The following is a 19,828-nucleotide window of genomic DNA, read 5'->3' on the forward strand; positions in this document are numbered from 1 at the left end:
GAGTAATTTCAAATACTTGCAACTTCATCGAGTGTAGCCCAAGAGGGAAGCAACCCAGCCAATGAAGGCGCTACCAAAAACTAACCATGCAGCATTGATGCGAAAGTGAATAGCTAAAATGGCTGAGACGATCGCGATCGCCAAACCGAGAAAATCTACAAATGGGGCTTGTGGTAATGTTAAAGTTGCTGTCCCCAGTTGCAGAGTAGTCACAACCATTAAGGCTACAGCACTAACATTCACAGCATCCAAAAATGCTCTAGTCCAAGAAGAAGCTCGTAAGCGGGGGATTAGAGGATTCAGGGCAGCAACGAAAACAAAAGAAGGTAGAAAAATTCCGATTGTGGCAACAATTGCGCCAGGTGTGCCAGCAATCACATAACCGATAAACGTCGCAGTGGAAAGTACTGGCCCAGGGGTAAATTGACCAATTGCGATCGCATCTAATAATTGCTGTTGTGTCAGCCAGCCGTATTCTTGAACTAATTCCCCTTGCAGAAAAGCCACCAAAAGGTAGCCACCACCAAACAAGACACTACCGACTTTCAGAAAAAACCAACCCAATTGCCATAAAGAAACATTAGCTACAGTAGATGCAGTAGCTACCGATGTAGCAAGTACAGCCGATGCTTTCAAAGTTGCACCTGTACTGAGACTAGCAATCAGAAAGTTGGCTTTATCTCCTGGTTTATCGTTTTTCTCGCCAGAATGTAACCAAACCATACCCAGCAATCCCCCAATTAATAGGGCAATTACTTCATTTAATTTGAATAACAATGTCAGCAATGCTACAGCGAAAGCGATCGCTAATAATTGGCGAGTTTTCACAGCCTTTTTGGCTAACCCCCACAAGGCATTGATGATAATTGCTAAAACAGCCGGTTTAATTCCATAAAGCAAAGGAGTAATTTGGGGTAGAGTACCGTAGGCAACATAAACCCAAGCAAACCCACCAGTAATTAGAACCGCAGGCAAGACGAAACAAACGCCTGACACAATCAGCCCCAGCCATCCTGCATAGATGTATCCTATGTGGATAGCCATTTCTGTGGAATTTGGCCCAGGAATTAGGTTAGTTGCGCCCAACAAATCTAGAAAATGCTCCCTTGTCAACCATTGACGACGTTTAACCACTTCATCTTCAATCATGGCAATATGGGCAACCGGGCCCCCAAAGCCGATAACGCCCAATTTAAAAAACAGGTTGGCGAGTTCACCCAAACGACTTGGTGCTGAGTTAGTCATTTTTGCTTGGCAATATACTTTTCAAGTAGGAATTGCTTGAGGTGGGGTTGTTCTAAATTTAAACCAAGCTCTTGCGCTTTTTGACTAATTTCCTCATAAGTCAGACCTTCACTAATAGCATTGGCAATCAAGGCGATACCACCAGCCCTGGCTCCAGCAGCACAGTGAATTAAAATTGGTTTGGCTAAGTTCTCAATTTCCTGAATTGCTAACTCTGTTTGCTCTTGATTTGCTTCTGAAGGCTTTAATGGCACATTAGCATATTGCAGTCCAGCCGCTTCAGCTTGCTGCTGTTCGTCACTGAGAAAACCTGCTTCATCGGGAGAACGCAGGTTTAGCACTGACTTAAATCCCTCTTGGGCTGCTTGTTTTAACTCCTCAGAAGTTAGTTGGGGAGCAGCGCTCAAGTCTTCACTAACTTTTTTAGTGTTGCTCATAATCTTTAAAAGCACTATTCCGATAGCTTTATCGTAGTTTATTATGTAGATTATTTATAGAGCAATTTTTGTAGAGTGGTTGAGGCTAAAATGCAAATGCCTTGACCAAGGGAAAAATACTCGCGCAAAGCAGCTTCTATTTTTTGAATGACATGAAAATCACGGTTTTCCCGCAGCATCAATTTCCCCAGTCTTGCCATCAGTCGTTTTAGTACTAGCACTACTATATAAATAATCGATCGCTTCAACGAAATAATCAGATTTAAAAGGCTGCGATTGCTCTGCTTAGATTTAAAAAGCCCTGATAAAAGTTCAGGGCTTTGCTTTATATACGGTTTATTAAATACCAGCCTAAAATTTTTGCTGGCGCTTTTCTATAGAAATAATTATCCCTGAATCGCTTGCTTAAAGATAGCGGAGAACTACCCATTTTTTACCTGGGTAGCTATTTAATAAAGTCTTTAGATTTGTATATATCTCTACTGTGCGATCGCTTCTTGGTAAAATTCCCCTATCCTTAAGGCTGAACTTCGCGCAGCCGACGTTCCAGAAAGCGGCGTTCGCTGTCATTTGTAACTAGCATAAGCGCGATCGCATAACTCTCTGCGGCTGACGCTGAGGCTCCGATGCGGCGCAGCATCTCGGCACGGGTAGCGTGAAATAGATGATAGTCATTAAGTTGAGGGGCAAGCCCATCAATCAGTTCGAGGGTCGTTTGAGGAGTCTCTATCATTGAGATCGCCACCGCCCGATTCAGCGACACAATCGGCGAGGGCTGCAAACTCTCGAGTAAATCGTAGAGGCGGACAATTTGTAACCAGTCCGTTTCTTCTGCTTGTGCTGCTTGACAATGTAGTGCCGCGATCGCTGCTTGTACTGCAAAGGAACCAATTTCGCCCCGCAATGCCTCTTCAACGAGCGGTAGCGCCTCAGCAATCTGCTGTTGATTCCAGCGACTACGATCCTGATCTTCAAGCAACACCAGATCGCCTGCCTCATCCAAACGGGCATCGCGCCGGGAGTCGTGCAGCAACATCAGCGCCAAGAGTGCAGTCACTTCTGAGGGCGGTTGCGGTGCCATCAACGTCCTCACGAGGCGACCCAGCCGAATCGCTTCTGTGCAGAGGTCAGCCCTCACCATCGTCTCGCCCCTAGTCGTCGCGTAGCCTTCATTGAAAATCAGATAGATCGCCGTCAGCACTGCGTCCACCCGCACAGACAGATCGTTTGTGTCCGGCACTTTATAGGGAATACCTGCATCCCGAATCTTGCGTTTGGCGCGTACCAGTCGTTGCGCCATCGTTGCTGTAGGCACGAGAAACGCCCGCGCAATTTCATCTGTTTCAAGTCCGCCCAGCAACCGCAGCGTCAAAGCAACCTGTGCCTCGATCGCCAGTGCTGGGTGGCAGCAAGTAAAGATCAGCCGCAGCCGCTCGTCTGGAATTTCGTCTGTATCGTAAGTTGGCTCCTCGCGGGTTGGGATTAACCCGGAGGCGGCGTACCATTCCAATTTTTCCGTCAGTCGTGTCCGCCGTCGGAGGCGATCGATGGCTTTGTATCGGGCTGTTTTGACGATCCACGCACGGGGGAGATCGGGCACGCCGCTCGACTGCCATTGATTCACGGCGGCGATAAAGGCTTCCTGTACCGCTTCTTCAGCCACATCGAAATCCCCCACCAAGCGGATGAGGATAGCGACGATCCGCCCCCATTCAGCCTGGTAAAGGGAGGCGATCGCTTGGTTTACGTCTGTTTTTGCGTTTGGGATCATACCTGAATTAAAGGGGGCAGGAGGCAGGTGGTCACTGAGCGTAGTCGAAGTGAGGCAGGAGGCAGGGGGCGGTTTCTCTCTTTTCTTCGATCAAAATTTTTGGCGAGGTGTCGATTTGAGTTAGCACCGTTCGACTTACTAACAAAGGGAAATAAGGGAGGTATACCCCGATCGTACTAAACGATAAAAATTTTTGGTGGAGTGTCGATTTGAGACAGCACCGTTCGACTTACTAACAAAGGGAAGTAACAACGGGAAATAAAGGAGGCAACCCGATGAAATATTTGCTACTGATTTACCTGGAGGAAAATGCCCTGAGCCAAACTGAACGGGAACATTGTTATGTTGAATCCGCGCAACTGGCACAACAACTCAACTCGAAGGGGCAGTATCTCGCAACCGCCCCACTCCACCCTGTGGCAACTGCAACCAGCGTTCGGGTGCGCGACGGCAAACCACTAATAACTGACGGGCCGTTTGCAGAAACTCGCGAACAATTGGGCGGTTTTTTTCTGATTAATGCTCAGGATCTCGACGAAGCGATCGCGATCGCCGCGCGGATTCCAGGCGCGAGCGTCGGTACCGTTGAAATTCGACCTGTAATTGAAGTTGCAGGCTTGCCAGAAAATTCATAACTGCATTCAACCTCAACCCAAAAGGAGAGATGACGATGACAACCAAAAACGCGATCGCCACTAATGAAGTTCAAATTCGCCAACTAATTGCCGAGCAACAACGTGCCATCTGCACCAAGGATGTTGAGCAAATCATGTCCCACTATGCCAACGAGATTATTGTCTTCGATGTTAAACCTCCTTTCCAAACCCAAGGAAAAGATGCTTGGCGTCAAGTGTGGAAAGAATGTTTGCCTTACTTCCCCGACACCTTTGAGATTGAAACACAAGACCTGAAGATTACCGTCAGCGAAGACTTAGCGGTTGCACATTGGCTATTTCGCTTCACAGGAAGCCAAGACCATCCAGCAATGCAGACGTGGATGCGCGTCACCGCTGTCTGCCAGAAAAATCAAGGCGAATGGCAGATATTACACGAACATCTCTCGGTTCCATTCGATCCAGAGACCTCTCAAGCTGTATTCACGCTCAACCCATAGCCCAATCTACTGAGCCAACGCCATGAAACTCAATCCTTATCTCATGTTCAACGGCAACTGTGAAGCAGCGTTCAAGTTCTACGAACACTGTCTTGGCGGCAAAATTGTCATGATGATGACCCACAAAGATGCACCCTCAGCCGAGCATATACCTGCCGAATGGCATGACAAAATCATGCACGTCTGCCTCGATCTGGGCGATCGCCTCTTGATGGGGTCTGACAGTCCGCCTGGATATTTTGAAACACCCCAAGGCTTTTACGTGCAAATCAGCGTTGACGAGCCAGCGGAGGCAGAACGCATCTTTCATACCCTAGCAGAAAACGGAAAAGTGAAGATGCCGATCGATCAAACCTTTTGGTCTGTCCGCTTTGGTATGTTGGTCGATCAATTCGGCATTCCGTGGATGGTCAATTGCCAGAAAACTGCTTGACTTGTGGGGAAGCGCTTATGGGCGTCTTCCCTAGAGTAAAACCTCAGCGCTTTTTCACCGATCTTTCACTGTGCAATAATTCAAAAGAAGAACCCATGAGTACTCAAATTTTCGTTAATCTGCCAGTTAAAAACCTTAATCAATCGATCGAGTTTTTTACTCAACTCGGCTTTAAGTTTAATTCTCAATTCACTGACGAAACTGCCACTTGTATGATTGTGTCCGAAAACATTTTCGTCATGCTCTTGACTCATGAAAAGTTTAAGACGTTTACTCCCAAAGAAATTTGTGATGCCACAAAAAGCACAGAAGTGCTTGTGTGTTTATCTTCTGATAGCCGAGAACAAGTTGATGAAATGATTCGCAAGGCTGTCGGCGCTGGTGGAACAACCTACAATGAACCGGAAGATCACGGTTTTATGTATGGACATGGATTTGCTGACTTAGATGGCCACATTTGGGAAATTATCTACATGGAGCCAAGCGCAATAAATCAAGGTTGATTGCAGATATCTAAATAATACTGCAAGGCAAAATTCCAAATTACAGCTATTTTCTAAGTAAATAGCTGTACAAATGCAAATACTCCCAATACGGTTCGGATAAGCATTTTGAATTCAGAATAGGGTTTGGGGAAAAGGGCAATGGGTTTGCGGTTAAAGGTTTTTTATTCCCCTTTCCCCTTTACCCTTTCCCCTTTAATCGAACCGTATTGCAAATACTCCTACCTTCTTCAAATAGCTCTTTGCCGCAGATGTCGCCCATCAAACCCTTGCTTAATCCAATTCAGACATTCATATTCAGATTTAAATAGCTTTGGAGCTGCAATATTATTTAATAACTCTGGTGGATAATGGTCATAAAAACATTTGTCTCCTTCTTGGAAGATGATAATCAAATTGTTCCGATAAACATAGCGAGACTTAAAACTATCCCCCCGATGAACAAACTCGGAATTTCGATCGATATGCTCTTTAGCAATATCAATGATGTTACTAACGTCACTTCCATAGATTTCTGCTGGATTTTCTGCTTTATGAAATTTGCTTTTGTGTCCAATTTCAGATAGTATTTTATACGAATAAATTTCGTAATTATCCGCCTTGCCAAAAACAAATGGAATTATGAGATATCCTTTATATGAAACTGAGTTTTCATAAAGAAGACGACTCATCTCAACCTCCTTTGGTAGAACTGCCCTGAAAGTTTTTTCTTTAACAGAAAAGTATTACAATCCCAATTATCTACTAAATAGGATCACCATAAACTGAGTTGATTGGGGGGATGCTCAAGGTTATTCCAAGGTAGGGGTGGAACTGGTGTGCCATTCTGTTCCAATAGCTGTTGAAAGTGACGGGCTGTATTAGGCGATCGCGCTTCTATTGGACAATGGACAAAGAAATAAATTCGCACTCCCATCTGTAACCATTGCTGAATCTGCCTTACCCACTCTTCCATAAATGGCTGATTCACCGATAAATTCGGATGAGAAATAAACCGAATCAGAGTAAAAGGTGCTGTCACACTCAATTGCAACGGTAATTTCGGTTTGCGCCGTTCCGATTGCAACTGGGGGTCATCATCTCCAGTGTAAATGGGGCGCGAGTCTAACAGTACTCGTCCAACACCTAAATTTTCTAAAAGCGCCGTCAAATTACTAGCATGGGGTTCCTTGAACCAGTCGGGATGCCGAACTTCCACTGCTAGGGGTGCTTCTGTACGCGGCCAAGCTTCCAGAAAGTTGGACAAATCATCAAGTGATGCAGGTGCATAGCCCGGTGGTAACTGGGCAAACATTGGGCCAAGATGCTTACCTAAAGGGCGCATCGCCTCCAGAAATTTTAAAGCAGCTGGTATATAAGGTTTCAGCAATCTTTGATGGGTAATATCTCGCGGTAATTTTAGACAAAAATCAAAATCTGCTGGTGTTTCGGCAGCCCAACGAGTTACAGTTTCTTGGTTAGGCACGGCATAAAAGGTCGTGTTACCTTCTACAGTGGTGAAGCGACGACTATAGACATGGAGAAAATCAGCAGTGCGAGTACCTTGGGGATAGAGTTCGCCTACCCAACCTTTATATGCCCAAACAGCACAACCGATAAAAAAGTTCACAATGCCTAAAAGCCTTGATGTATCATATTCAATTTTACACGCAGGTTGTAGGGATTAATAAAGCTAAGTCAAATTACCGACTTGTTAAAAAAAATCATAGATTTTTTATCAAAATGCTTGATTGCTTTCTCATTTCGGTAAATTTAGCAAGCAAAAAGGCATATTGCTTTCTCAAAATGCTTGATTGCTTTCTCATTTCGGTAAATTCAGCAAGCAAAAAGGCATATTGCTTTCTCAAAATGCTTGATTGCTTTCTCATTTCGGTAAATTCAGCAAGCAAAAAGGCATATTGCTTTCTCATTTGGGTAGATTCAGCAAGCAAACAGGCATATAGCAGTTTTCAATTGCATTAGACTTCTTGGCAATTGTCGGGAAAAGGTTCTGTATCAATACAGTTCAGTTAAGCTTTTTTCTCTCCCCCTGCTCCCCCTGCCTGCCTTAACAGATAAATTTGCTTAACCCAAGCGTATTGGGTTCAGTATTGTCCCTTTCCCCTTTAACCAAAACCTTTTCTCCAAGAGTGCAAAAAGCACTTTTGCCAAAAGGTCTATTGATAAATTGAACCATCAGGCATAATTGCCCCTGCTAAATTAGTTCCAACTAATTTAACCAGAAGCCGCTCACCAGAGCGAATCCGCGCTCCCGTCAAGTCGGCTCCTCGCAAGTCGGCTCCACTGAGATCCGCTCCAATCAAATTAGCAGCGCGTAAATTCGCTTCCCTGAGATCGGCTAAAAGTAGATTTGCCCGAAATAAATTTGCTTCAGATAAATTTGCACCTCTGAGGTTGACTTTGTGCATAAAAGTATCGCTAAGATTAGCACCGCTCAAATTGGCATAACTCAGATTTCTGCCAGATAAGTCTTTATTACTCAAATTTGCCCGACTGTAGTCTTTGCCACTCAAGTCTGGGTTTTGCTTTGGTGGTTTCTGGGTTGGTTGAGATGGTTTTTCCTGTTGAGGTGACGGTGAGTAATGTGTGGTTTGATATGTAGTTTGATGTGTAGTTTGATGTGTGGTTTGAGGTTTGGTTTTTAGAGAACGCAACTTCTCACGAGCTTCATTTATAGCTTTCAGCTTGTCTTGTGCTTTCTGCTGTAAACGGAGATTGTCTTTGGGAATGCGATCGGGATGCCAAACAAAGACTAAATCTTTGTAAGCCTGGTTCACTTCTTCAAGTGTTGCTCCAGGCTCTAATTCCAAAACTCTATAGTACCGCTCCAGATCGCTCATACGATATTTTGGTGGACAATCAACTTAATTATGAGTGATGGAGTCATTTATGCGCTGCATCATTTGTTATGGATTATGGGGCAGGGGGCATGGGGCAGGAGGCAGGGGGCAGGTGGTCACTGAGCATAGCCGAAGTGGGGCAGGGGGCAGAAGTTTTTGAATTTTGAATTTTGAGTCGCACCTTTGGTGCGCTAGAAGCGCAACTTGAATTTTGAATTGATTTCTCATCTCCCCATCTCTCCATTTCTCCATCGAGCGATCGCTCGAAAATATGCTGCAATTGGAATCTGATAAATTTCAATATAAATCCAAACAATAATTGATAAATGTGATAGGAAGGTTAATATTGTCCAAATATATGGCATCCAGGTAATGGGTTCTTTCAGATTAGCAGGAAAATAGTAAGCTACTATGCCAATTAGAGTAGTGGGAAGAATTATAAAAACTGCTGCTGCTAATCCATAACCCCAACCTAATTCGACACCTTCCAACTGGCCTTCTGTCCAACTAAACCCATTCCAACGCCAAGTTAAAGGTGGTTGCCTAGAAGGCATCTTGATTTGCTGTTGCTCTAAGTTGACTGTAAAAATTTCTTGGCAAAAGTCACAAGCCATAGCTTCCATCAATGGCATGTGAGAAATCTTACCTATTCGACAGACTGGGCAGGGGTAAGCTCCATAATAGTCGAAAGATTGGGTTAAGATTTTGGAACTGGGCATAATCAGACAGATGATCCTAAAAAATTGATCTGGTCAATGAGAACTTGGGCAATAATGTATGGCGGTGGCGATATGGCGGTTGTCAATTCCTTGCAATAAGCTTTCGTCAGATGAAGTCAGGAGAATTATATATTTTAACTTCTCAATCCTGGCTTTTTCTTCTGAGGTTATATAACTATTGCGAATCTTTAATGACAAGCCCTTCTCTACGAGAGGCTGCACTTCGACTACGCTCAGTGACCACGCCAACGGGTTCGGGGGTGACGCTCCTTCTCTGCGAGACGCTACGCGAACGTCGCTAACGACGGGAACCGCCAAGACTGCGACCCCCTCACCGCTTTTTTCGTCTACGCAAATAAGCAACTAGTACAATCAGAACAGAGCGTGATTTTGAATTGTGCAAAGCGTTATAGTCTTAATCCCCAGAGTTGTACTGAGTCTATCGTTTTTTTATAGTTTGTGCAGGTCTTGACAAAGCCCACTCTTCCTGCTAAGTTTACATTAGATAGGTATATTTATTAAGTTTTCTAGCAAAAAGCCCGCAAATGCTTAACACAAATTCCTACTTTTATTTTTGGTTTAGGGTGGTTCACCGGGGGTGAATTCAGTTTCCTAATGGAAACCGCCCGGTGAACCGCAGAGCATACTCTGCGGTTTTTGTTTTTTTAAGGAGAATTTCATTGTCATGACTTATTTCATTAGCTGGTTTTATGGCTTTTACTTTTGGCCCAGAATAAATTCCGGGTAAATAGCGTCATGCCAATGAATCAGAACGCGCCCGGAACTCTTGGTTTCGGGCTTTTTTGTTAATAGGGAATGGGGCATGGGGAATGGGGCATGGGGAATAGACGGACAAGGGAGACAAGGGGATAAACAAAACTCCTAACTCTTAACTCTTAACTCTTAACTCAGCACTCCTAACGCCCAATGCCCAATGCCCAATGCCCAATTCCCAATTCCCAATACTTAATTTTTCAGGAGAATATAATCATGATTAATGCCAAACTTGCTGCACAAGCCCATCTCAACCACCAGACAATCGTTAAAATCTCAAAAGAAGTCGCTTTCGGCGGTAAAGAACTGGTAATTATCGGCGGGCCCTGCACTGTTGAAAGCTTAGAACAAATGGAGATAGTCGCCCAAAGGCTATCTACTGCATCAGTACAGGGGTTGCGTGGCGGTGTCTACAAACCTCGCACATCTCCCTATGCTTTCCAAGGTATGGGAGAGTCAGGATTAGAGATTTTAGCCAGGGTGCGATCGCATTACAATATGCCAGTTGTTACGGAGGTGATGTCAATTTCCCAAATTGAAGTAGTCGCCGCCCACGCTGATATGCTTCAAGTTGGTAGCCGCAATATGCAAAACTTTGATTTGCTCAAAGCTTTGGGACAAGCTGGTAAACCAATACTACTCAAACGTGGTTTAGCAGCGACTATTGAAGAATTCGTCATGGCTGCTGAATATATCCTTAGTCACGGGAATGCTGATGTGGTGTTGTGCGAAAGAGGTATTCGCAGTTTCGACGATTACACCCGTAACGTCCTAGATTTAGGGGCAGTGGCAGCACTCAAGCAAATAACTCACTTGCCTGTAATTGTAGATCCTTCCCATGCCGTCGGCAAACGGGAGTTGGTCGCACCTGTAGCTAGGGCTGCGATCGCTTGCGGTGCAGATGGATTAATTATTGAATGTCACCCAGAACCAGAAAAATCTGTTTCTGATGCCCGTCAAGCACTTTCTTTAGAAGATATGGTGCATTTAGTTGATAGTTTAAAGCCTGTAGCTACAGCCGTTGGGCGCAGTATATCAGATGTTGGGGCGGGTTTGTCACCTGCCCCGATTTTTTGGGCGGCTTAAATTTCAGCAAACGGCGATCGCTTCAATATCTCAGCCAAAAGATTTATTTTGGGTTGATGGCAAACAGCGATCGCTTTCGTAAAATCAAGTTGTTACTTCAGCGATTGCATTTGTTCTCAAACGGATTTTGGCAACACAATCTTATATATATAAATAGAACTTATCGTTTTAAAAAATAAGACTATTTGATTTTATTCTTCAAATCGTTTTATCCTGAAATCAGTAGATATTTTAACTTTTACTAAATTGCCTAAAAAGGTTTTAGTATACCGATCTTTCAATTTTGAAAATCTAAATAAGGATAATAACTAAATGTTAGAGCAGCAGATTGATAGCCCCATCAAACCTAAGACAAGTGCAATGATTATGAAACTTGTTCAAATCACTTTAGTAGTTTTAGTACTTTTAATCAACTTAGTAATTGCTTTTCCCTCTTGGGCAGACAGTACGGCTTCTTTAACTAATCATCCTAACAACTTTCAAGTTGGGCAAAAAGTCATTTGGCTTTACAAGCCCCGCACAGATTCTAGCGATATCCAAAGAATTCCTGCTGAAATAATTAAGTTAAGTTCCAAACAAGTGCAAATTAAGATTTCCAAACATAATAACGAATTTGTCAACCGTTGGGTGAATCCAAACAAGCTTGAGAATTCGACAAAAATTAAATAGTCATTAGTCATTAGTCATTTGTCCTTTGTAATCACAAATGAAAAAGGACAAATGACTAATAATAGCCAACAGAAAAAAATGATTTAGGACTGCTATAGTTAAAATTCTCTTGTGTGTGTTTGGTTTTCATAATTAGGATCTTCAGTACCAAGCAGTTTGTCCCAGAACGTAAAATACAAACCGTAGTGTACTTTATACTTGCGATGATGTATGGAATGATGCATAGAACCAATAAGCCACTTTTCAATCCAGTAACTTTTAGATGAGGAGGGAAATAGCTCAAATCCAAGATGAGTAAACACTGCCCATACTGTCATAGTTATAAGTGCGGCAACTAAGGTGACGAAATGCAGGGGAACTATGAAGCTTACACCTACAAAAAAAAGTGCTTGTACAATTGCTTCTGGTAAGTCGAAGGCAGAAGAACTCCAGGGTGTTGGCTCTCCTGAACGGTGATGTCCAAAATGCATCCATCTAAAAATTCGAGGATGGTGAAACATCCGATGGATAAAATAAAAGTAAGTATCTTGAAGAATTAGTACTGCAATAAAGCTAACTATTAAATACCACAGTCCGTATTTCCAGATGTCAGCGTATAGCAGGGTTGCTCCCAAATTATACTCTGAGATCGTAAATGCTCCAGCAATAGCAAAAACTACTGTGGAGATTACTGATAATTCAATATCATATTTAATGGAACAATTCATCAACGGTTTCAAACGCAAACTCTTGTTGGCAAGATACTTTCCTAAAACTAAATAAAAGAGCAAGTATGCTCCGCCAGCAATTAGAAAGTATCGGGCAAGAGTGATACCGAACAAGAAAAAGCAATAATACCAAAATGAGTGATTCGTCAATTAGACCCATCCGTAAGATTAATTTGGTGAAATGAAAATGCTGATTATGTCCGATTTTTTTGGTCTTCATTACCAAAAATAACCAAATTAAGATTTAATTTGTTAATCGACAAAATCCCCTGCTTATTTTACAGCATCAAGTAGTTCAGATAATATATATTAATTTTTATAATAAAAATTAAACTAATTTTATTGCATATATAAATATAAATTATTACTATTCATAAAAAAAGGTTCTTGATTGACTGAAATTGTAGTAAATAGCTAATTTTGTAACTTAGTTACAATTTCTTTAAGTTGTTTGTTTATATTATATATTTCAACAACAATTAAATTTATTTTACCCATTGTGTTCTTTAACACCTAAAAAACCTTTAAATCACTTTTCCCTAGTCTATTTTTTATAAATTAATTTACTATGGATTTTGTTCTACTTTTCTAGGCTCCAGCCCAAGGCTACGGCTACTTCAGCAGCTAATTCTAGAGGATTGAATGGTTTCGCGATCGCGCTAATCATTCCCATCTGATTATAGCGACGGCGATCGGAAGCTTGGATTTTAGCAGTTAACAAAATTACTGGAATCGCTTTGGTTAATGGATTGGCTTGTAACTTTTCAAAGGTAGTGATGCCATCCATCTCTGGCATCATCACATCTAATAAAATTGCATCTGGTTGGTAAGTTTCAGCTTTAATTATGCCCTCTTGACCAGAACTCGCAGTCACTACTTTCCAGCCTGCGACTGTTTCTAAGCAAATCTTGGCAACTTCTTGAATATACTGCTCGTTATCAACCACTAGAATTTGCTTTGTTGTCATCACTGCTATCCTCTTGTTGGTTCGGGGTAATCCTCTGAAGTAATTTCATCACCCGTTGTTCAAATTCCTTAGTAGTCACACGCCCGTTGCTCAAAATTTCTGCATCTGGACTTAGTTGGTTATTTGTAGTTGGCTCGTAACTACTATGAACTAAGGGAATGTTGGAAGAGTCTTCTAAATCAGAATTTTGGAAAGCCTTAAATAATGGCAGAGTGACGTAAAAAGTGCTACCTTCACCCAATGCACTTTCAGCCCAGATGCGTCCGCTGTGTTGTTGCATAATGCTTTTGCAAATTGCCAAACCTAAACCAGTACCATCATGGTTACGTGAATCGGAAGAGTCAACTTGTTGAAAGCGCTCAAAGATACTTTCAAGTTTGTCTGTTGGGATACCGCGGCCAGTATCTTTGACTGTCAACAAAACTTCATTACCTTGTTGTTGCGCCCCTAACCAAACCGTAGATCCAGCAGACGAGAATTTAATGGCGTTACTCAATAGATTGGTCAATGTTTGGACAATGCGATCGGCATCTACCAATACTTGGCCAGATATAGCAGAAACAGATACTTTCACTCCTGCTTTGTCAGCCAAAGGCTGCATGACATTTACTGCTTGAACGATCAAGTCAACAATATTGCAGATTTCTGGTTCCATCTTCGCCTTACCCGACTCGATGCGCTCAATGTCTAGGATGTCGTTGATTAAACGTACTAGGCGTTCGCTGCTATCAGTGGCAATTTGCAATAGGCGTTTTCCCTGCTCTGAGTTTGTTGCTAGCAAACCACTGGCTAGCATTCCTAGAGAGCCGTGAATCGAAGTTAAAGGTGTGCGGAGTTCATGACTAACAACAGAGACAAATTCATCTTTCATACGTTCAATTAGTTTGCGCTCTGTGATATCTCGTAAAATAACCGTATAAAATATTTCCTCAGCCATCTCTATTTTAGAGATAGAAGCCTCCGCTGGAAATTCAGTACCATTTTTGCGGCGTCCGTAGATTTCACGCCGTTCTCCCATCCGACGGGCAACATTGGGAGATTGACCAAAGTCAACCACATGTTGACGATGCGCTTGAAAAAAGCGCTGCGGTAAGAGTAAATCAAGTCCTTGTCCAATCACTTCCTGAGCCGAGTAGCCAAAAATCTTCTCTGCTCCTTGATTAAATAAAGTGATGCTTTGGAACCCGTTAATGGAAATAATTGCATCATCAGCAATATCTAAAATTCGTGCAAATCGGGCTTGAGAGAACCGTAATTCTCCCTGTGTCCGTTGACGTTCATCAAGTTGTGACTGCAACTGTTGATTCACCCGAATTAACTCAGCAGTGCGCTCTGCTACTCGCAATTCCAGTTCGTTGATGGCTTGTAAATTGAGAGATGAGGGATATGAGGGGGACAAGGGGGACAAGGAGGAATTTACTTCCCTATCTTCCCCTGCTCCCCCTGCTTCCCCTGCTTCCCCTGCTCCCCCTGCCCCTCTACTCCCCTGCCCCCCTGCCTCCCTACCTCCCTGGACGACGCGCTGCCGCAATTTCATTCGTTCTAAGCGATTGACGATCCGGGTTACTAGTTCTGGCCCAACAATGGGCTTACTTACAAAGTCATCAGCACCAACACTAAACACTTGATTTACCATCTCGGCATCGCTATGCACAGTCAGGAATAGAATGGGTAACTCACACCAGCGCGAATCGTTGCGTACTAATTGGCAAAGTTCTATACCATTTGTATAAGGTAATTCCACATCCAGAATCAGCATATCTGGCGTAATTATTTCTAAAATTTCCCAGAACTGACGCGGATCTTCAAGAGCGATCGCTTTTAATCCCCAAGGACTAAGTAAGGTTTGTAAAAATGCCTGAATTTGCGGATCGTCATCCACAACCAATATTTTAGTTTCTGCATCGAGGTCATTTTGCAGTGGTTGTGTGACTGTTTCTAAAACCTGTGGGGTTGGTGATGAAGATATTGCTGCTGCGTCGTTTCCGTCAATTTCCTGACGCAATAACTTTACCCAACTTTCGAGGTTGCTAATTTCAGATTGACTCAGGGTTTGACCAGAACTCAGTAAAAGTTCGATATTGCGTGCTAATTTTGAGCCAAGAGGCAAGCCAAAAGTACCTAAAGATCCCGCCAAGGTATGCGCCTCTTTGACTGCAAGCGATCGCAAATCGGGATTTAAACTATTTTGGTTTAAAGTTGCGATCGCTTCCTCCAGCACCCTCACCTGCTCGTCTACCCGCTTTTGAAATCGTTGCCAAATTTCCGCAACTGCCATTAATGTTTGCTGTTGTGATTTGAGATTAGGAACCAAGGATTTTTCGCAATCTAATTCCTCTCTGCCCCTTTGCTCCTCTGCCCCCCTGCCCTCCTGCCCCTCGGTCACTGAGCGTAGCCGAAGTGCTGCCCCTCTGCCCTTTTCCTCTGCCAGTGATTTCAGCCGATAGCCAATACCGTAAACGGTTTCAACCAAATCACTGGGCGCTCCTACAGCTTTGAGTTTGTGTCGTAACCCTTTGATATGGGTGCGAACAGCTTCTTCTTGTGGAGTGTCTTCATAACACCACAGATGTTCTAAAATCATGCCGCAGCTAAACACCCGACGAGTATTTCGCAAGAATAGTTCTAAAAGAGCATACTCTTTGGGAGTAAGTGCCAGCAGCTTTCCAGCATACATGACTTCACAGCTACTAGGGTCTAGCCGCAACCCACCATATTCCAGTACAGGTTGCGAGGTTACGCCTTTGCGACGCAACAGTGCCCGAACACGAGCAATTAACTCTTCTGCGTCAAAGGGTTTAACTACGTAGTCATCTGCGCCTGCATCTAGTCCGATCGCTTTCTCATGACTACTATCGCACCCTGTCAATAATAATATTGGCATTTGCAGACCACTAGACCGAATTTGACGACAAAGACTAATGCCATCCAGTTTGGGCAACATTACATCTAGGAGGATTAAATCATAATCGTAAGTTTGAATAAAATTCCAAGCAGTATCACCATCAGTGGCAACTTCAACCGCGTAGTTTTGGTTAGTTAAAACGCAGGTGAGTGAATATGCACTTAACTCGTCATCTTCGACAACTAAAATTTTCATGTTAAAAGCTTTCCAAGTTAAAATGGATATAACAGATAACAAGTAATCAATTTAAATGGCAAGTTTAATATAGTATCAATACTGATTTTTAAAGCATCTTCCAAAAGGTCTATATTTGCGGTTCCTAATCATTAACAAATATCAATATTGATTAATTTTAACGAAGGCAGGAGGCAGGAGGCAGGAGGCCGTTTTTGTAACGGGTATTTATACCCCGCTTGCCAAACTTTTGCCTTAAAAGGCGAGGTTTTAGACCCGATTGTTTCGATAAAACTCTCAATACGCTACAACAGAAAAAACCCTCTGCTAAACCTGTGAAAAAACGAGTAACCCTCACCTTCCCAAAACGCGCCGTGCAAATGCCAGTCACTTACGTACTGGCTAAAGAGTTCAACGTCGCTGCGAATATTATCCGCGCCCAAGTTGCCCCAAATCAAATTGGCAAATTGGTAGTGGAATTATCGGGAGACATCGATCAATTAGATGCGGCGATCGAGTGGATGCGATCGCGTAATGTTAATGTTTCTTCGACGTTAGGCGAAATTGCGATCGACGAGGATGTGTGTGTCCACTGTGGCTTGTGTACTGGGGTTTGTCCTACCGAAGCCCTCACCCTCCAGCCAGAGACATACAAGTTGACATTCACGCGATCGCGCTGTATCGTCTGCGAACAGTGTATCCCCACTTGTCCCGTACAAGCAATTTCTACTAACATTTAACAATCTAAAATCCCAAATCCAAGATTGAAGTTAGCCCAACTTAAACACATCCGCCATTACACTATCATCACCCACCAGCCTACTTTTTGCTGGAGAATCATAAACTACCAATAACGAAGGTATGCCAGTTACATCTTGAAACAGCGTCATTCCTTCAGCGTGTTCTTCCCGATTTCCATAAGGAATATCTTGCACAAAATCGGGATTGCTGAAGACATTTTCTCGCATATTCACACCATTTACCCAGCGATAAACTTGCACGGGGCCATCTAAATCCATCGTTGGCCCAGCTAAAATCAACAAATCTCGATCGTCTACATATAAATCTCGAATTCCCAAACCATTCAACCAGATAAAATGCTTTTTATATAACTCCTGCAATTCTCCAATTTGCTTTAGTTTCATCAATCCAGGGGTAGAATCTTCTAACTCTATTTCCAGCACCACAGCCCAACCTCGCAATACAGGCCCGCGCAAACCCAGAAAGACGCGGTTTTGATAAATGCCTATTCCTTCAATATCAAAGCCATTATCCTTTCCGGGAATTGCTGCTTGAATAAACAAGCCTAAATGGGCATCATCTGCTAAAGCTGTCATCAGCAAATTCCCCTGATTCGTCACCTCTAATTTACTGGCAGTCAATTGCACATCTGGCTTTTCGGGATGTGGACAAGATGAGAATAGCTTACCGTCTATCAGAGGAATTCGTCCTAAAATGTAACGGTTAGGTTCTGATTCAATTTTTGCTAGCCTTTTAAAGTTTTTGGCATCTGTATTTTCGGGTTTGGATTTTTTACGTTTGTAGCTGTGAGAACCAACAAACCATAAGTAATTATCTGTGTAAGCCAGTCCTTCTATATCAATTTCTTCCTCTTCTGGTGCAGGTAAATCGATAAATTCTGCTACACGAAATTGTAGATGTTCTGTAAATTTATCAGTATTAATCAAAGAAAGACGCTCAATAGTTGAAGTTTCATCTGACCCTAACCATAAATACTTCTGATGTGTTAGTAGCAGTGCTGATAAATCTTCTCTATGCTCTTTAAAAGAATCTACAAAAGTCAATAAAACTTGATTTAACAAATGTAAGTTTGACATTTTAAATTATATTGATAGTTACAAACATACTAGCCATGCTATTATAATATATAACTTGATGCGCAAAAAATCTGATTCTCAAAACTATAGCTTATATCAACTGAAGGTGATGAAATGATTGTAACCCTTTGATAGATATTGCATATTTATAAAATAGAATGCAACTATCAATAGTTATAAGCATAGCTAAGAATTAGCATACCTAAAAAAATCTCAAAAGTATATGCAATTTATCAAATAATCTTGTTATTATGCAATAACTTCGTCAGGTAATAATTCAGATAAATTATGAAATTAGCTACACAAACTACAGTAAAAACTCTTGGTGACTACGCCTACCAAGCGATTGAAAAACACTTTAAGAAAACCTTGAAGTGGGAAAAATCAGTGAAGAAAGATGAAGATCCAGAAGCGCTGCACCAGATGCGAGTGGGAATGCGCCGCTTACGGACAGCGGTAACTCGATTTGGGCTAGCAGTGGATCTGTCGAAACCAGTCAGCGATAAAAATATTGGTAAAATAGCTCGTCGTCTTGGTAATCTGCGAGATTTAGACGTACTTAAAGAAAGTTTGGAAAATAATTATAAACCAAACTTACCCCGCAAAGAACAGGAATCTCTGCAAACAGCTTTTACAGCTTTGGCGAAACAACGTGAAGATGTAGAATCGAGCGTGCAGAAAACATTAAACGATGAATCTTACAAGTCTTTAAAAGATGCATTGGATAAATGGTTAGAGAAACCTACTTATCAACCTTTGGCATCTATTGCCATTCAGCAAGTACTACCAGATTTACTTTTACCAGAAGTGAGTAACTTCTTATTGCATCCAGGTTGGCTAGTTGGTACTGAAATTGTAGAATCAGAAGTGAAGATCCAGAAAAACTGGAAACCAAAAAAGATAGAAAAACAATTGACAACAGAAGGTGAAAATCTTCATAGTTTGCGAAAAGAAGCCAAACGTATACGCTATCAAATGGAGTTATTTACTGACTTATATGGCGAGTCTTACGAAGCTTATATTACAGAAGTAAAAAATATCCAAGAAATTTTGGGCACAATGCAAGATAGTGCCGTTTTAACTGACTGGCTTGGAGATGTATATAAGTCAGAAATTCACACTGAGTTGCCCACCCTTGCTAATTTATTAACTGAAAATCGTTACCAGTCGTGGCAGCAGTGGCAACCTTTGCAAGAACGGTATCTTAAAACTGAAACCAGACATAGTTTTCATTTAACAATACTGCACCCACTTTCAGGAGTAATCAGTTAAAAGTTACTCTTTGTTGAGAAAAGATTGGACTAACAAATGGCAGTGTTAGTAATTACGTTCTTCACCATGCTTCTTGTTCTGTCTATGTTGTGCAATTCCCATTGATAACAAAAAAGCTGAAGTTGTAAAAGAAAGGGCAAGCGCTTCCACTAGCAGCTAATTTTCATGGCAATGTCTTACCTCGTTCCCAGCCTCCGGCTATTGGTGACAACTTAAAGTGTGGTTTGCTAAACCACTAGGAGAGGGGCCTACGGTGTATACACAAGTCGGAAAAAGCTTGATTTTCCGATTGTTCTCTCACTTCTCGTTTCCAGTCTCCGACTGGGAATGGCTTATTAGAGGCTCTGCCTCCAGCCAGACATTGAGTCAGAGAC

General features: G+C 42.4%; 21 protein-coding genes. 8 read left to right on the forward strand and 13 right to left on the reverse strand.

Features of this window, described 5'->3' with window-relative positions; translation table 11 throughout:
• Positions 1-24: 24 nt before the first annotated feature.
• The 3 genes from chrA to RM368_RS06795 all read right to left on the reverse strand — a co-directional run bounded on the left by chrA (position 25) and on the right by RM368_RS06795 (position 3,453).
• Positions 25-1,245 (reverse strand): chromate efflux transporter, encoded by a 1,221-nt coding sequence (gene chrA, locus RM368_RS06785; RefSeq protein WP_322693361.1) that lies wholly within the window; start codon positions 1,243-1,245, stop codon positions 25-27.
• Positions 1,242-1,682, reverse strand: a complete 441-nt coding sequence (locus RM368_RS06790) for a beta-lactamase hydrolase domain-containing protein (RefSeq protein WP_322693362.1) — start codon at positions 1,680-1,682, stop codon at positions 1,242-1,244. The genes chrA and RM368_RS06790 overlap by 4 nt, the downstream gene beginning before the upstream one ends.
• 517 nt (positions 1,683-2,199) lie before the next feature.
• Positions 2,200-3,453 carry an RNA polymerase sigma factor gene (locus RM368_RS06795; protein WP_322693363.1) on the reverse strand — a complete coding sequence of 418 codons (1,254 nt, stop codon included), beginning with the start codon at positions 3,451-3,453 and terminating at the stop codon, positions 2,200-2,202.
• Positions 3,454-3,728: 275 nt separating this feature from the next.
• On the opposite strand from RM368_RS06795, the gene RM368_RS06800 reads away from it, so the two are divergent.
• The 4 genes from RM368_RS06800 to RM368_RS06815 all read left to right on the forward strand — a co-directional run bounded on the left by RM368_RS06800 (position 3,729) and on the right by RM368_RS06815 (position 5,503).
• Complete coding sequence (locus RM368_RS06800; protein WP_322693364.1) at positions 3,729-4,088, forward strand: YciI family protein; 360 nt, start codon at positions 3,729-3,731, stop codon at positions 4,086-4,088.
• A 35-nt stretch (positions 4,089-4,123) separates the two neighbouring features.
• Complete coding sequence (locus tag RM368_RS06805) at positions 4,124-4,567, forward strand: YybH family protein (RefSeq protein WP_322693365.1); 444 nt, start codon at positions 4,124-4,126, stop codon at positions 4,565-4,567.
• A 22-nt stretch (positions 4,568-4,589) separates the two neighbouring features.
• The gene (locus tag RM368_RS06810; RefSeq protein ID WP_322693366.1) at positions 4,590-5,000 is read left to right on the forward strand and encodes a VOC family protein; all 411 of its coding nucleotides are present in this window, start codon (positions 4,590-4,592) and stop codon (positions 4,998-5,000) included.
• A 95-nt stretch (positions 5,001-5,095) separates the two neighbouring features.
• Positions 5,096-5,503: a VOC family protein gene (locus tag RM368_RS06815; RefSeq protein ID WP_322693367.1), complete on the forward strand. Its 408-nt coding sequence runs from the start codon at positions 5,096-5,098 to the stop codon at positions 5,501-5,503.
• A 230-nt stretch (positions 5,504-5,733) separates the two neighbouring features.
• Here the strand turns inward: RM368_RS06815 and RM368_RS06820 are convergent, their stop codons facing one another.
• The 6 genes from RM368_RS06820 to RM368_RS06845 form a co-directional block, all read right to left on the reverse strand.
• Positions 5,734-6,174, reverse strand: a complete 441-nt coding sequence (locus RM368_RS06820; RefSeq protein WP_322693368.1) for a hypothetical protein — start codon at positions 6,172-6,174, stop codon at positions 5,734-5,736.
• 83 nt (positions 6,175-6,257) lie between these two features.
• On the reverse strand, positions 6,258-7,112 hold the full coding sequence (locus tag RM368_RS06825) for a DUF72 domain-containing protein (RefSeq protein ID WP_322693369.1): 855 nt from the start codon (positions 7,110-7,112) through the stop codon (positions 6,258-6,260).
• A gap of 94 nt (positions 7,113-7,206) precedes the next feature.
• On the reverse strand, positions 7,207-7,413 hold the full coding sequence (locus RM368_RS06830; protein ID WP_322693370.1) for a hypothetical protein: 207 nt from the start codon (positions 7,411-7,413) through the stop codon (positions 7,207-7,209).
• Between the two features lie 246 nt (positions 7,414-7,659).
• Positions 7,660-8,343 carry a pentapeptide repeat-containing protein gene (locus RM368_RS06835; protein ID WP_322693371.1) on the reverse strand — a complete coding sequence of 228 codons (684 nt, stop codon included), beginning with the start codon at positions 8,341-8,343 and terminating at the stop codon, positions 7,660-7,662.
• 224 nt (positions 8,344-8,567) lie between these two features.
• Entirely contained in the window at positions 8,568-9,062 is a 495-nt protein-coding gene (locus RM368_RS06840) for a hypothetical protein (RefSeq protein ID WP_322693372.1), read from the reverse strand.
• Between the two features lie 33 nt (positions 9,063-9,095).
• On the reverse strand, positions 9,096-9,380 hold the full coding sequence (locus tag RM368_RS06845) for a hypothetical protein (RefSeq protein WP_322693373.1): 285 nt from the start codon (positions 9,378-9,380) through the stop codon (positions 9,096-9,098).
• A gap of 672 nt (positions 9,381-10,052) precedes the next feature.
• Between RM368_RS06845 and aroF the strand changes: the two genes are divergently transcribed.
• Entirely contained in the window at positions 10,053-10,922 is an 870-nt protein-coding gene (gene aroF, locus RM368_RS06850) for a 3-deoxy-7-phosphoheptulonate synthase (RefSeq protein ID WP_322693374.1), read from the forward strand.
• Positions 10,923-11,234: 312 nt separating this feature from the next.
• Positions 11,235-11,591 carry a hypothetical protein gene (locus tag RM368_RS06855; RefSeq protein ID WP_322693375.1) on the forward strand — a complete coding sequence of 119 codons (357 nt, stop codon included), beginning with the start codon at positions 11,235-11,237 and terminating at the stop codon, positions 11,589-11,591.
• A gap of 98 nt (positions 11,592-11,689) precedes the next feature.
• Here the strand turns inward: RM368_RS06855 and RM368_RS06860 are convergent, their stop codons facing one another.
• The 3 genes from RM368_RS06860 to RM368_RS06870 all read right to left on the reverse strand — a co-directional run bounded on the left by RM368_RS06860 (position 11,690) and on the right by RM368_RS06870 (position 16,365).
• Positions 11,690-12,448 carry a sterol desaturase family protein gene (locus RM368_RS06860; protein WP_322693376.1) on the reverse strand — a complete coding sequence of 253 codons (759 nt, stop codon included), beginning with the start codon at positions 12,446-12,448 and terminating at the stop codon, positions 11,690-11,692.
• A 430-nt stretch (positions 12,449-12,878) separates the two neighbouring features.
• Positions 12,879-13,265: a response regulator gene (locus tag RM368_RS06865; RefSeq protein ID WP_322693377.1), complete on the reverse strand. Its 387-nt coding sequence runs from the start codon at positions 13,263-13,265 to the stop codon at positions 12,879-12,881.
• Positions 13,237-16,365 carry a response regulator gene (locus RM368_RS06870; RefSeq protein ID WP_322693378.1) on the reverse strand — a complete coding sequence of 1,043 codons (3,129 nt, stop codon included), beginning with the start codon at positions 16,363-16,365 and terminating at the stop codon, positions 13,237-13,239. Before RM368_RS06870 ends, RM368_RS06865 begins: the two co-directional genes overlap by 29 nt.
• A 314-nt stretch (positions 16,366-16,679) precedes the next feature.
• Here RM368_RS06870 and RM368_RS06875 point away from each other — a divergent pair, with 314 nt between their 5' ends.
• Positions 16,680-17,084: an NIL domain-containing protein gene (locus RM368_RS06875; protein WP_094347724.1), complete on the forward strand. Its 405-nt coding sequence runs from the start codon at positions 16,680-16,682 to the stop codon at positions 17,082-17,084.
• A 30-nt stretch (positions 17,085-17,114) separates the two neighbouring features.
• Here RM368_RS06875 and RM368_RS06880 read toward each other — a convergent pair whose 3' ends face one another.
• A complete protein-coding gene (locus RM368_RS06880) occupies positions 17,115-18,182 on the reverse strand; it encodes a DUF3616 domain-containing protein (protein WP_322693379.1) in 1,068 nt (355 codons plus the stop codon).
• Between the two features lie 288 nt (positions 18,183-18,470).
• Between RM368_RS06880 and RM368_RS06885 the strand changes: the two genes are divergently transcribed.
• The gene (locus RM368_RS06885) at positions 18,471-19,454 is read left to right on the forward strand and encodes a CHAD domain-containing protein (protein WP_322693380.1); all 984 of its coding nucleotides are present in this window, start codon (positions 18,471-18,473) and stop codon (positions 19,452-19,454) included.
• Positions 19,455-19,828 lie beyond the last annotated feature (374 nt).

The sequence above is a fragment of the Nostoc sp. DedSLP03 genome, assembly GCF_034530815.1.
Lineage (GTDB): Bacteria > Cyanobacteriota > Cyanobacteriia > Cyanobacteriales > Nostocaceae > Nostoc.